This is a genomic window from Brevibacillus brevis, from assembly GCF_022026395.1.
In the GTDB taxonomy this organism is placed as follows: Bacteria; Bacillota; Bacilli; order Brevibacillales; family Brevibacillaceae; genus Brevibacillus.
In genome coordinates this window covers 5,036,755-5,050,893 of record NZ_CP041767.1, presented here as the reverse complement: position 1 = coordinate 5,050,893, position 14,139 = coordinate 5,036,755, and the positions used below count along the sequence as shown (strand labels likewise).

Genomic DNA, 14,139 nt, shown 5'->3' with positions numbered 1-14,139 from the left:
TTTAGATGACAGGTGTCCATTCATCCCGATGTATAACAGTACCGCTGTGTCGCGTTACGTTATCAGGGGAAAGAAAGTCACTTAGCTGTGCTGCAGTGAATCTGCTGATGCCGCGACCAATCAACGTACCCTCACAGTAAACCTCGATAACTTCACCTTGCTCGAACATGCCGGATACATCGCGGACACCTGCCAAGAGCAAGCTTTTGCTGTTTTCCAAAATCGCTTCTGCTGCACCGCTATCCACCGTAATTTTTCCGCGGGTAGGGGAGTGAAGCGCAATCCATTGCTTACGTGTAGGAACGCCGTTCGTTGCAGGTGCTTCTGGATGATAGTTGACGTAGGTGCCATTCCCGTTGCCAGTAAGGACATCTAGCAAATCAGTGGGATTCGTCAATTTTCCGATAAAGCCGGGAATTCCTAATGATTGGGCGGTTTTGGCTGCGATCAGCTTGGAGCGCATACCGCCTGTTCCCAGTTGGGAAGCTCCGCCTGCAAGTGCCTCGATTTCGTCCGTCACACATTCGAGCCAGCCCATGTGTTTGGCATCCGCATGATAACGCGGGTCTTTGTCATACAGGCCATTCGTATCAGTCAGGATCATGTACAAATCGGCATGGATGAGACCAGCGACGAGTGCGCCCAGCATATCATTGTCGCCGAAAGTCAATTCCGCTACAGATACCGTGTCGTTTTCATTGATGATTGGCAAAATGTTTTTATCTAAAAGCAGTGACAGCGTGGAGAATGCGTGCTGATACCGTTCCTTGTGAGAAAAGTCACCGCGTGTGAGCAAGATTTGCGCCACGCTGAAGTTATGGGCGCCGAACATTTGCGTATAGGTTTGCATCAACAAGCTTTGCCCGATGGCTGCCGCTGCCTGCTTGGCTGCCAAGGATCGCGGTCGCTGCTGGTAGCCGAGACTTTGATAGCCGCTGGCGACAGCTCCCGAGGAGACCAAGACAACCTGATGACCCGCTTCGCGCAACTGGCTGATAGCAGAGACGAGCAGCGACATTTTCGCCGGATCAACACCGCCTGTAGCTGCTGCAATTGAACTGCTCCCCACCTTTACTACCAAACGCAACTTACCCTTTTTCATGTTCAAAACCCCCTTCTTGCATACAAAACGGTCATGACCGTTTTGTTGACCGCAAGCGGTCGCATCCACCTTTATGAAAAACGTCGAGACGTTTTTCACAGAGAAAAGCCCTCTCGTCTCTTTGATAAGGACGAAAGGGCTTGAAGACCTCACGCGGTACCACCTTATTTGACGTTTTGGACTGAAGGCATACTTCAGCCATGAAACGCCCGGCTCTCTTTCTTTGATAACAGGTGAAAGAAACCTGTCCAGGTCTTCCCTGGATGCTCTGGGGTGGGTTCAAACCGATTCAAGGACGAAACCTCTCAGCCGGTGGATTTCGCTCTCTGGACCTGAAGGGCGGTTTTACTATTCCCCGTCATTGCCGCTCACTATGTGCTTATTAATTCACTATTATTCGCTGGGTCCATAAGAAATGTCAAGAGGCTTATTGAAATTGTTCATTTCCATAAGCGCCCATCCGTGATTTGATTTCGAACCGTTTTGTCTTTTGATCGCGTACGAGTCGGTAGCGCAGCGTGCGGTCAGAAGCAAAGGAGGAATCGGTTACATCTTCTACAGTCACACTGAGTTCTCCATTGTTTTTTTGAACAGTCGTGTTTCGTACAGAGATCAAAGTCGGATAGTCGACGCGTGGGATAGCTACGTATACTTTTTCCTTCACCAGCTTGGTTGTCATGTTGTCGTACATGGCTTCTGCCAGTGGACGGCTCCAAAAACGACCGAAGTACCCAGTTATCTTGTCTTTACTGTCGAAGCGCTTAGGCAATTCCCGAAAGACGAGACCATCCTCAATCACAGATTTGCCCTTCGCATTGTCCGCAGCAGCGTAATATACATTTTCCAGCTGATGCTCGGCTTGTTTCAAAAAAAGGACGACATCCATCTTGTTGTCGCCAAGCTTTTGGATGGCAGACTGCTTGGCAGGCTTACTCTGTGTTTTGGCCTTGGTTTTTGCCTGCTGATCCTGCTTTACTTGCGTCAGGCATCCTGTGACGAGTAAAGAAAGAGCGAGAATAAACATCCAATTTTTCCAGTTAACTTTCATGGCGCACCTCACTTGGGAGCAGTGGTTTAACGTTAGCGTGTGTGTCAAAAAAGACAAATAGCCTAGTAAATATATGGATAGGGGTTGTCTGACTCTCGGATTATGTCTATCATGGAGAGAGTTGGACAGATCGAACGATTGAGGTGGAATATATGTTTGGGTTTGGCAAAAAAGCAAAAAAACCGGACGGTATTGATGTGTTGATTATCAAAACCGATGAAGCGAAAAATCGCAACTTTTATCAGGTTGCTTTTCCGAGCGTGGTAGCGAATGATATTTTGTCCATGCTGCAAAAATTGGAGAAATCAAAAATGAACAAGCCAGAGTTCCTGGGGGAAATCGGCGGTTTCCGTATCGTGACCCACTTGGAAGCCTTGACTGGTTTTGTAATTTTGGATGATGCGGATACGGAAGGACAACCGGTACAAATTCAAGATTTTGCCAATATGCTGCTGCGTCGTTTGGAAGCATTGGAAGAAAGTGGCAAATTGGACGAAAACGAAGATTTAGCATTCATCATGGGCGAATTGACTATGCTGCGTGATGGTAGCTTTGTACCACAAAACTAATCATGAGAGCTGTTGGGATAACCGACGGCTCTTTTTTTATTTCCTCTGGTTACAGGCCTTATGGCAGGAGGCCTAGTCGTTCTACAGTTTTTCGCTAGGGACATCCTTGTTAGGGACCGCTCTTGGGATTATCGTCCTGTTCACCCTCATCAACATTTTCTTATCTCGGCTGCTTGTGACCAAGGGACCAGGCTGGTCAGAGCAGATTGAAGGATAGTCAGCGCATAGAGAAAAAGGATATAATTGGGCCGCTCATACAAAGTGCGGCTCTTTTTCATTTATTTTGAAAAAGTATAACAAAGTTCGGTCTTCCTCCCGATACAAGAAAAGGAGAGATCAGACCCAGGAAAATAGACCAATATGGCAGGAATGGATGCTACTGGGGTCGAATTACCAAAAAAAGGGAGTAGGGAAACGATCATGAAAAGAAAGGAGTCATCGTAAGTCATGGTAAAGCGTTTTGCTATCGTTTTTCTCTTGGCACTGCTAGTAGTGCAAAGCGTTTTTTCAGGGAGTGCGAATGCGGCTACGCCTGGTATGTATACGGACATACAGGGACATTGGGCACGTGAGCAGATCGACAAAATGGCGGATTTGGGCATCATAAAGAGACAGGGATATCAGCCTTTTTACCCAAACAAGCCAGTTACTCGAGGCGAAGCTTTGGCTATGCTGAATCGCGTATTTGAAACCGTATACGGACCGATAGAAAAGCCAGTACGCAAGCCAAACCTGGATCATCGCTATCTACTCCGGGGGGAAGTAGAGCAACTGCTGAGCAATCTAAAGACCATGATGAAAATCGAAACGGACGATCTGGGCAAGTTTGATCCAGGAGACCGGATGCTGTACTATCTATATTTGGCTGAAACCGGGCACTTGATGAAAAAGCAAGAAAAGGAAAATCCGGACTGGTGGATGTCCAGTGGCGGGATGCAGTGGCCACTGACAAGAGAAGAGGCCAGCTTGATCATGTTTCATATGCTCGCACCACAAAAATTCCGAACGGCCAATATAAAACCACAAGATACAGTCTCTTTCTTTAACAGCTATTATGAATGGAAGCGCGACCGATTTTATCGGGATACATATTCGCCATACCCACTGGCGATCCGGGAATTCAATCTGTTTCTGACGGACAAGAACTTTTCTCCAAACAAGATCCTGACGCGTGCAGAATACATCGTTGTGATGGATCGACTGATTGATTATTACCGGACGGATGTAGCTTTGCAGTTCCGTGGTTCACCTGCGAATCAGCAGCACATCGCGCAGGTGTATTTACGAGCTGCGAATTTGGCGTACGAAACCAAAAATCAGAAACAGCTGTCTGCGCTCTTTACAGACGATGCGATAAAAAGCATGGCAAAGCTGGAGCAAGTCCCTGCATACAACGGACCGGTAAAAGTATCGGTCAAGGCAGACGAAAACAATTCGAAAACCCTCTGGGTGATTGCTCATTATCAAGACCCGAAAAACGGAGACTTCCAGATTGAATACCGATTGGAAGAAGACGCGTCCAACGCTTACGGACGCAAGATCACAGCGCTGATTTATTCGCAAAAGTAGCACAGAAAAGGGGGCACTGGACAACCGTGTGCCCTTTTTCATTTCTTTCGTGAAGTGACGATTGCAACTGACAGAATTTTCGATTACAATAAAAACTGAACGGTGATTCAGTTGGTGGGAGCGTAGCATCTCCGGGCTTGTAAGACAGCCAAAAAGTGGGATGTCATTTTTTAACCCACATACTGAATGAGCATTCATTCAACACAAGACATGTGTTGAGGCACACAGGAATATCTATGGAGAAAGTAGAAGTTTTAAAAATACTCTGCTAGTCTGAATATTAGGTATTCACTGTTGCGAGGCCATTCTTTTGACCATGAATAAGCCATGACTAGGGTTTTAAAAAGGAGGATTTGGAGATGGAACGCAAAATTCGCAAGGCGGCAGTTCTCGGTTCAGGCGTCATGGGCGCCGGGATCGCAGCACACTTAGCCAACGTCGGTATTCCCACTTATTTACTGGACATCGTGCCGCGTGAATTGACAGCAGATGAGAGTAAAAAGGGACTTTCTTTGTCTGATAGCGTGGTGAAAAACAGGATAGCACAAGCGGGCCGTGACCGACTTTTGAAGGAGAAGCCGGCGCCGCTCTACGATAAAAAGAACATCGACCTGATTACAGTTGGTAACTTCGAGGACCATCTTACTTGCTTGAGCGAGGTCGATTGGATTATTGAGGTAGTTGTCGAGAACATCGAGGTGAAGAAAAGCGTCTTCGCTATGGTAGAAGCGCATCGCAAGCCGGGAACCATCGTGTCTTCCAATACGTCTGGGGTTTCTATCAACGAAATGGCAGAGGGACGCTCTGATGACTTCCGCAAGCATTTTCTCGGCACACACTTTTTTAACCCACCGCGCTACTTGAAACTGTTGGAGCTGATCCCAGGTCTTGATACAGACCCCCAAGTCATCTCTTTCATGAAGCATTTTGGTGAGCACGTGCTCGGTAAAGGAATGGTCGTTTGCAAGGACACGCCTAACTTCATCGCCAATCGCATCGGTACATATGGGTTGCAGGTGTCGATCCACGAAATGGTGCGACTAGGGCTTGGAGTAGATGAGGTAGACGCATTGACAGGTCCGGTCATCGGCCGTCCCAAAAGCGCGACTTTCCGCACGCTCGATGTCGTCGGACTGGATACGTACGTGCATGTGGCGGGTAACGTCAGGAACAAAAGCACGGATGAGCAGGAGCGCTCCGTTTTTGAAGTGCCAGAATTTGTTCTGCAAATGGTGGAGAAAAGATGGATCGGGCAAAAGGCAGGTCAAGGCTTTTTCAAGCAGGTGAAAACGGAGAAAGGCAAAGAGATTTTGGCATTGTCGGTTGACACGCTGGAATACCGTCCAAGTGTAAGGCCGAAGTTCCCTTCCCTGGAAGCGGCCAAAACAGCCAAGACTTTGCCTGAGAAGTTGAGAGCGCTCGCATATGGCAAGGACAAGGGCAGTGAGTTTGTCTGGAATGTCTTCAAAAAGGTACTGCTGTACTCTGCGGAAAAGGCTTATGAGATCGCTGACGATATCGTCTCTGTTGACCAGGCCATGAAGTGGGGCTTCGGGTGGGAAATGGGGCCGTTTGAAACATGGGATGCCATTGGTCTCGAAAAGTCAGTGGCAAAAATGCGTGAAGAAAACGAGAAGATTCCGGCACTTGTCGAGGAGCTGCTCGCGAGCGGGAAAACTTCCTTTTATCAAAAAGAGCAAGGGAAGCGCAGCGTGTTTTCCATCGGAGGCACATACAAGGACATCGAAGAGAGCAAGGAAAACATCAACTTGGCAGCCCTTAAGGAACAAGGCAAGCTGATCAAGAAAAATGCGGGTGCCGCTTTGATCGATTTGGGCGATGGAGTCGCATGTCTGGAATTCACCTCCCCGCACAATGCACTCGGAATGGATGTCTTGCACATGGCAAGTCAGGCCGCAGAGGAAGTGCAGAAAAACTTCGCCGGTCTGGTCATCGGTAATCAAGGCAAAAACTTCTGCGTCGGGATGAATCTCGCGATGGCGTTGATGGAAGCACAGGATGAGAATTGGCTGGAGCTCGATATGCTTGTCACGAACTTCCACAAAACCGCACGGGCACTGCGCTATATGCATCGTCCAGTCGTCGCAGCACCGTTCGGCATGACGCTGGGCGGCGGTGTGGAGGTGGTCTACCTCGCGGATCGTGTGCAGGTATCGGCAGAGACGTACCTCGGATTGGTAGAGGTGGGAGTAGGACTTCTGCCAGGTGGCGGAGGAACGAAGGAGATGCTGTTCCGAGCAATGGAAAACGTTCCGGAGGGGGGCAGCATGCCAGTTGATCCGTTCCCGTTCGTTGCGAAAGCGTTTGAAGCCATTGCCATGGCAAAGGTATCTACGAGTGGTCAGGAAGCCATCAATCTGGGGTACCTGCGACCGACCGACCGCATCAGCGTGAATGCTGATCATCTGCTATACGATGCGAAGCAACTGGTGCTTACGATGGATAAAGAAGGCTACACACCGCCTGCGCCACGCAAAATTCGCGTTATCGGCGAGACGGGTTATGCGAACCTGCGCCAAAATATTTACGCCATGAAAAAGAGTGGATATATTTCAGACCATGATGAGCTGATCGCAAGCAAAGTTGCCTATGTTATGTCCGGTGGTAACGTGCCAGCGGGTACAGAAGTGACAGAGAGCTACATTCTCGAGCTGGAAAAGCAAGCGTTCCTCGAACTGATCAAGACGCCGAAAAGCCAGCAACGTATGCAGCACATGCTGACTAAAAACAAGCCTTTGCGTAACTAGGGAGAGGGAGGGATAACGATGAGAGAAGCAGTTATTGTCGCGGGCGCCCGCACCGCTATCGGTAAATCGAAAAAAGGAAGTCTCAAGGATTTTCACCCAGTCGATATGGGAGCCGCAGTTGTAAGCGACCTGTTGCGCCGCGTTCCACAGCTCGATCCGGCTGATATCGAGGATATCATCATGGGGACGGCTGTACCGGAAGCTGAGCAAGGCATGAATATGGCTCGCTTGATCGGACTGCGTGCCGGATTGCCGACCAATGTATCGGGAATCACGATCAATCGCTTTTGTTCCTCCGGTTTGCAGACGATTGCTTACGCTGCTCAGCAGATCATGGTCGGCAGCTCCGATGTGATTGTCGCTGGCGGGGTGGAGAGCATGAGTCTGGTGCCGATGCTTGGTCACAAAATCGCACTCAACCCGACTCTCGTAGAAACGAAGCCGGAAGCGTACATGAGCATGGGGCATACGGCTGAAGAAGTAGCGAAGAGGTACAACATTTCTCGTGAGGATCAGGACGCTTTTGCTCTGCAAAGCCATCAGCGTGCGACGGCTGCGATTACTTCAGGGAAATTCCAGGATGAAATCGTACCATTGACAATCAAGCAGCATTTTGTGGATGAAGCAGGCAAGCTTCACGTCCAGGAACGTGTTTTCGACAAGGATGAAGGAGCACGCGCGGACACGACGATGGAGGCACTCGCCAAGCTCAGACCAGTCTTTCACGTGCAAGGCAGCGTAACAGCAGGAAACTCCTCGCAAACGAGCGACGGTGCGGCAGCAGTTCTCGTGATGTCTGCCGAAAAAGCAGCCGAGCTGGGTGTCGAGCCGATTGCCAAGTTCCGTTCCTTTACGGTTGGCGGCGTAGACCCTGATGTCATGGGGATTGGTCCAGTTGTTGCGATTCCAAAAGCATTGAAGCTGGCGGGGATCAGCTTGGAGGATGTCGATCTGTTTGAGCTAAACGAAGCGTTTGCTTCTCAATCGATTGCCGTCATTCGCGAGCTGGGACTCGATCCTGAAAAGGTCAATGTAAATGGTGGAGCTATCGCATTAGGGCATCCACTCGGTTGCAGTGGTGCCAAGCTGACCGTCCAGCTTTTGAATGAAATGAAGCGCAGAGGCGGCAAATACGGAGTCGTTACGATGTGTATCGGCGGGGGAATGGGAGCCGCTGGCGTTTTTGAGATGATCTAATTTTAAAATAAGGAGAGGGATAGTAATGGCAGAAACAAAAGATTTGATCCGCGGTGGAAGCTTTTTGATCGATGCAGGTTCAGCTGACGATGTATTCGTGCCAGAAGAGTACACTGAAGAGCAAAAGATGATTGCCAAGACGACGGAGGATTTCGTCAACAATGAAGTTCGTCCTCATCTGGAAGAGCTTGAAAACCACCAATTTGATATTTCGGTTCGGCTGTTGAAGGAAGCAGGGGAGCTTGGTTTGTTGGCTGGTGACGTTCCGGAGAAATACGAGGGACTGGGGCTGGATAAAGTCAGCACTGCACTCGTCACAGAGAAGTTCTCGCTGGCTCGCGGCTTTGCGCTCAGCTACGGCGCCCATGTCGGTATCGGGTCACTGCCAATCGTGTACTTCGGAAACGAGGAGCAGAAACAGCGTTATCTGCCTGATCTGGCGTCTGGAAAACGAATCGCTGCCTACTGCTTGACAGAGCCAGGCTCTGGCTCAGATGCATTGGGAGCGAAAACGACAGCGACGCTCTCCGCAGATGGCACGCACTATATTCTCAACGGAGAGAAGCAATGGATAACGAATGCTGGCTTTGCTGATGTGTTCATCGTATACGCGAAAATTGATGGCGAGAAATTTACTGCCTTTATCGTCGAGCGTACATTCCCAGGTGTTTCGTTTGGACCGGAAGAGAAGAAGATGGGGATCAAATGCTCCTCGACGCGCACGGTCATTTTGCAAGATGTACCTGTGCCGGTAGCCAATCTGCTCGGTGAGCCTGGAAGAGGTCACGTGATCGCGTTCAACATCTTGAACGTTGGTCGTTACAAGCTCGCGGTGGGCGCAGTCGGCTCCTCGAAAAAAGCGGTGGAACTCGCGACGAACTACGCAAAAGAACGCAAGCAGTTCAAAACGCCCATTGCCAATTTTACTTTAATCAAAAACAAACTGGCGAACATGGCAGTGAAAACGTATGCGGCAGAAAGCTCCGTCTATCGGACAGTCGGTCTGTTCGATACAGCGCTGACTCGATTGGGTGAAAAAGCGGATGATGGCGCCGAGGTTGCGAAGGCGATTGCGGATTATGCAATCGAATGCTCGATCAATAAAGTATTTGCCACCGAGGTTTTGGATTACTGCGTGGACGAAGGCGTGCAAATCCACGGCGGATATGGCTTTATGTCCGAGTATGAGATCGAGAACATGTACCGTGACTCACGGATTAACCGCATTTTCGAAGGAACGAACGAAATCAACCGCATGCTCATCCCGGATACGCTCGTGAAAAAGGCGATGAAAGGCGAACTACCGCTCATGCAAGCAGCGAGCAGTCTGCAAGCAGATCTGATGAGCTATTATCCAGAAGAGATTGAAGATGCACCTTTGGCAATGGAGAAGCATCTGATCAACATCACGCGCAAAATCATTTTGATGGTGGCAGGATCTGCGTTGATGAAATACCAACAGGAAATGTCCAAAGAACAGGAGCTCTTGGCATTTGCGGCTGACATGCTGATCGAGCTGTATGCTATGGACAGCATCGTGAAGCGGACAGAGAAAGCAATGGCGGCAAATGGCATCGAAGCTGAGCAGCAAAAGCTGGAAATGACCGCTGTCTATGTGCATGAAGCATTCGATCGAATCGAAGGCTGGGCAAAAGAAGCATTGGCGGCGATGGAAGAGGGCGACGAGCTTCGACTGCGCCTCTCGATCCTCAAAAAGCTGACCCGCCGCACACCGATCAACACGGTGGCACTCAAACGTTCGATTGCTGATCGCGTGATCGAAGCAGGAGCATATGTAGTGTAGTTTCAAAAAGGAAATGGGAAAAAGAGCAAAGCTCAATGCTTTGCTCTTTTCGCATTTCACGCACTTTCTTCACCTTCGAAATCTCGCCCCGTGAATCGTCACTTTGACGTTCACCGCCTCCAGAGAAGATGGCTAAAGCGGTAGCACTCCATTTAGCTGCATTCTGTTTCCATTCTTACGGTTATTTGCGATTTGCAGGGTATTGGGATTTATTCGATTCAGCGGCAAGATGTGCCAAGTTGCATGCATATTTTGGGAGGCTCTCACGAACGCTAATGGAACATACTTCGGAAAAGGGCGGGAGCTGTAGCAGATGGCGATGAGAGGGTGGCTGAGAAGAAAAAAGACATCTGTCAAAGACAGGATGAGCCACTCGAGTGAGCCTATCCGTGTCCGTGAGATCAGTGAGCGATTAAGTGATAACCTTGCGGAGCTGAATGCAATATTTACGCTGACACCCGATTTGGTCATTCGGACGTTTGCGTGCCAGCATATAGAGGGGATGGTTGCTCTCGTCTACCTGAATGGCTTGGTTGACAAAAACTCTATAAACAACAATGTGCTTCGTCCGCTTTTGTCACACCCAGAGGGTGAGAAATCGACTGTTTTTGACCTGTTATCTGTCGGAAAGGTATCCGTTGCTTACGACTTTCGGAAAGTAGAAACCGAGATTTTGCTTGGGAGCAGTCTTTTATTTATCGAGGGTCGAAAAGAAGTGCTTGTGATTGAAACGAATGGATGGCCGCAGCGGGCGATAGAAGATCCACAGTTGGAGGCTGCGCTTAAAGGCGGACACCAAGGATTTGTCGAAACGGACACGCATAACATTGCCCTTATTCGCCGCTATATTCCCAACCGTGAATTAAAAATAAAAGAAATGTGGTTGGGAGAACGAGGCCTTACAAAGCTCTCGCTCATGTACTTGGCTGATGTGGCGAATCCGGAAATATTACAGGAGCTGGAGGATCGGCTCAAGATGATCAAGGTTGACTCGATTCTCAACGCGTCTGAACTGGAGGAGTATATCGAGGATAATCCTTACTCACTGTTTCCGCAGTTTTTGACCTCAGAGCGGCCGGATACAGTCGCCTCTCACATCTTGCAAGGGAAGATTGCTGTCGTTGTGGATCGCTCCCCGAGCGTATTAATCGGTCCAGCTACTTTCGCCTCCTTTTTTCAAAGTGTGGATGATTATGGTACTCGCTGGCCTGTTGCCACGTTTATTCGTTTGCTTCGATATTTAGCTTTTTTGATTGCTACTTTTTTACCTGCGATTTATATTGCGTTGATTTCTTTCAATTATGAGGTTATCCCACTCGATTTGATTTTGTCAGTCGGAGAGTCCCGCGAAAGGGTTCCATTCCCACCCTTGTTAGAGGCATTTATTATGGAGCTCACACTGGAAATGCTCCGGGAATCGGGTATTCGCTTGCCGGCTCCTATTGGACAAACTGTGGGTATCGTGGGAGGTATCGTGATTGGTCAAGCGGTTGTGCAAGCAGGGATTGTGAGCAATATTATGGTGATCGTCGTTGCATTTACAGCGATCTCATCCTTTATTATTCCGAACTACGATATGGCCTCGGCAGTCAGGCTTATTCGTTTTTTGATGATGATCCTCGCTGCGATGTTTGGGTTCGTTGGAATTATTGTGGGATTAATGGCACTGATTGGCCATTTGATTACGCTGGAATCATTAGGCGTTCCTTATGGAGGCCCTCTTGCTCCTGTGCGCTTCGGCGATTGGAAGGATTTGTTTATCCGCCTGCCACTGTGGAAAATGAAAGAGCGTCCCCTGTCAACCCATACGATTGAAGAGGAAAGACAAGGCGATAATCGGCCAAGGGAGGACGGGTGATGAAAAAGTACACGTACAACCAATTGAGCGTCCTTCAGTACATTCTCCTCATTCATGGGGCACAAGTAGGGATCGGCGTGTTGACGATTCCCAGAGATTTGGCGGAGAAGGCGAGCACCGATGGATGGATATCGCTTTTGATCGGATGGCTTGCGGCAACGCTAGTCAGTCTCGTCATCACGAACATGATGAAGCAGTATCCCGAGAAGACGATCATCGATATATTCCCATTGATCCTGGGGAAGTGGCTCGGTCGAGTCGCTATTGTTCTCATGTTCATTTATTGCGGGGTTGCAGCGTTCGTTTTGCTGATAAATGCCACGGGAATCATTAATGTTTGGCTCCTGTCTCAGACACCCGCCTATGTCGTCGTGTTCCTTTTTACGCTGCCAACTTATTTTGTTCTCCAGGGAGGGGTTCGCGCCATCGGAAGGTACGCCGAGCTCGTATTCTATCTTACGCTTTGGATACCTTTTGTTCTCACGACGGCTTATCGAGAGGTTCATTGGCTAAACTTGCTGCCAGTGATCAAGGAGGGCTGGCACCCGATATGGGAAGCGAGCAAATCGACCGTACTCTCCTTTCTTGGATTTGAGTTTGGTTATTTTGCCTACCCTTTTCTTCAAAAAAAGCAATATGCGCCTCTTGGCATTGTCATTGCGAATACATTGACGTTGTTCGTGTATCTGTCTGTCGTTGTCGTTTCCTTTGCATACTTTAGCCCCGATGAAATCACGCAGTATACATGGCCTACGCTCAATTTATGGAAAGCCATTGAGTTCCGCTTTTTAGAACGTGTCGATATTCTTTTTCTCTCTACTTATATGTTTATATTGTCAACGACTGCATTGCCGTACATCTATTTCTGTGTCTTTTCATCCAGTCAGTTATTCGGCATGAAGGATCACCGCAAGCATTTGCGCCTGTTCCTTCTTCTGGTTCCAGTGGCGCTATGGTTTTATACGCCATCCTTTATTGATCTGAAGAAATCGATACAAATTTGGAGCTTTGCAGGCTTGGTTTTTGCTTATGCACTTCCTTTATTGGCTTGGGGGCCGATCAGGCTATCGAAACGAGCAGAAGGGGGGAAAAAAGCATGAGGGCATTTGCTCAGGTACTGTTATTGAGCTTGCTGGTAACCATGTTGGCAGGTTGCAGGGATCAAATCAATTTGGAGGATACTACTTTATCGCTGATGGTCGGAATTGATTTGAACGAAAAAAACGAGCTTCTCTTTTATATCTCAAGCCCGGTGTTCAATCGTGAGGCAAAGGAAAAATCTGAGGAATACGGCATTCGGTCATCTACGATTAGAGAGTCAAGAATGGGGTTTGATGAGCGAGTAACAGGCTTGACCCAAGCAGGCAAAATTCAGGTGCTCGTGTTTGGGAAAAAGCTACTGGCTCACCCGGACTGGTTTCGGTTGCTGGATGTCGTTTTTCGGGATGCAAAGTTCAGTGTCAACGCCCGCGTGGCTATGCTTGATGGTCCGTTGCATGAGTTGTTTGATTATAAACCAAAGGACAAGCCTCGTCTGTCCATTCATGTAACAACGCTGATTGACACAGCCAATAAAAGAAATCTGACAGTAAAGACGAGGGCGCAGGAGCTCCATCGACAAATGTATGAAAAAGGGATGACACCTAGCTTGACTGAGTTGAAGAAAGAAAAGCGGGCGGTCAAGGTAATGGGGACAGCTTTGTTAAAAAAAAATGGAACGTACGTAGACTCGATAGAACCGCGGGATACGATTCTTTTGCAAACGCTGATCCATGAAAAACAAGGGGAATTGTCTGTCACCATCCCGATTAAAGATACGGACGATCAAAAACAAATTACGAAAGACAGGATCAGTTTTTTTATCAAGGGCGTCAAAAAAAAAGTAAAAACAACCTATCAGAACGGTCGGTTTCATTTTGACGTTCATTTCAGGTTGCGAGTTTCCATATCGGAGCGCATGTTTCCGTTCAACATGGAAAAGGACTACAAAAAGATGGAGCGAATGATCAGTGACGAGTTGCAGAAGGATTACATGAAGTTAATCAAGAAATGCCAGGAAACCGGTATAGATCCGTTTGGGTTTGGTCTCTATGCGCGTGCTCATGAATATAAGGAATACAAAAAGGTAGAGGATGATTGGACGAAGGCGTTTTCCAATGCCGTTGTTGAAATCAAGCCAGACGTATCGATCAAGGGAAATGGTGTCATAAAATGAAGGGTGAAA

10 protein-coding genes and 1 other annotated feature are annotated in these 14,139 nt (G+C 48.4%); of the genes, 8 read left to right on the top strand and 2 right to left on the bottom strand.

All coding sequences use genetic code 11. From position 1 onward, the window contains the following. Position 1: 1 nt before the first annotated feature. Together proB and FO446_RS23985 are read right to left on the bottom strand one after the other, a co-directional pair. Positions 2 to 1,102, bottom strand: a complete 1,101-nt coding sequence (proB, locus tag FO446_RS23990; RefSeq protein ID WP_173609973.1) for a glutamate 5-kinase — start codon at positions 1,100 to 1,102, stop codon at positions 2 to 4. 123 nt (positions 1,103 to 1,225) lie between these two features. Beyond that, positions 1,226 to 1,473: a binding site (T-box leader), on the bottom strand. A 56-nt stretch (positions 1,474 to 1,529) separates the two neighbouring features. Next, the gene (locus tag FO446_RS23985; RefSeq protein ID WP_237899292.1) at positions 1,530 to 2,150 is read right to left on the bottom strand and encodes a hypothetical protein; all 621 of its coding nucleotides are present in this window, start codon (positions 2,148 to 2,150) and stop codon (positions 1,530 to 1,532) included. 152 nt (positions 2,151 to 2,302) lie between these two features. On the opposite strand from FO446_RS23985, the gene FO446_RS23980 reads away from it, so the two are divergent. From FO446_RS23980 to FO446_RS23945, 8 genes are all read left to right on the top strand, one after another. After that, a complete protein-coding gene (locus tag FO446_RS23980; protein WP_173609975.1) occupies positions 2,303 to 2,719 on the top strand; it encodes a hypothetical protein in 417 nt (138 codons plus the stop codon). Between the two features lie 447 nt (positions 2,720 to 3,166). Beyond that, complete coding sequence (locus tag FO446_RS23975; protein WP_237899291.1) at positions 3,167 to 4,288, top strand: S-layer homology domain-containing protein; 1,122 nt, start codon at positions 3,167 to 3,169, stop codon at positions 4,286 to 4,288. A gap of 359 nt (positions 4,289 to 4,647) precedes the next feature. After that, a complete protein-coding gene (locus FO446_RS23970) occupies positions 4,648 to 7,056 on the top strand; it encodes a 3-hydroxyacyl-CoA dehydrogenase/enoyl-CoA hydratase family protein (RefSeq protein ID WP_232774084.1) in 2,409 nt (802 codons plus the stop codon). 18 nt (positions 7,057 to 7,074) lie between these two features. Beyond that, positions 7,075 to 8,253, top strand: coding sequence for an acetyl-CoA C-acetyltransferase (locus tag FO446_RS23965; RefSeq protein ID WP_173609978.1), 1,179 nt, complete (start codon positions 7,075 to 7,077; stop codon positions 8,251 to 8,253). A gap of 25 nt (positions 8,254 to 8,278) precedes the next feature. Further along, entirely contained in the window at positions 8,279 to 10,057 is a 1,779-nt protein-coding gene (locus FO446_RS23960) for an acyl-CoA dehydrogenase family protein (RefSeq protein ID WP_106785262.1), read from the top strand. Between the two features lie 313 nt (positions 10,058 to 10,370). Beyond that, positions 10,371 to 11,915, top strand: a complete 1,545-nt coding sequence (locus FO446_RS23955) for a spore germination protein (protein WP_173609980.1) — start codon at positions 10,371 to 10,373, stop codon at positions 11,913 to 11,915. Next, complete coding sequence (locus FO446_RS23950; protein ID WP_173609981.1) at positions 11,915 to 13,015, top strand: GerAB/ArcD/ProY family transporter; 1,101 nt, start codon at positions 11,915 to 11,917, stop codon at positions 13,013 to 13,015. Before FO446_RS23955 ends, FO446_RS23950 begins: the two co-directional genes overlap by 1 nt. After that, positions 13,012 to 14,130: a Ger(x)C family spore germination protein gene (locus FO446_RS23945; RefSeq protein WP_221867852.1), complete on the top strand. Its 1,119-nt coding sequence runs from the start codon at positions 13,012 to 13,014 to the stop codon at positions 14,128 to 14,130. Before FO446_RS23950 ends, FO446_RS23945 begins: the two co-directional genes overlap by 4 nt. The last annotated feature ends 9 nt before the right edge of the window (positions 14,131 to 14,139 follow it).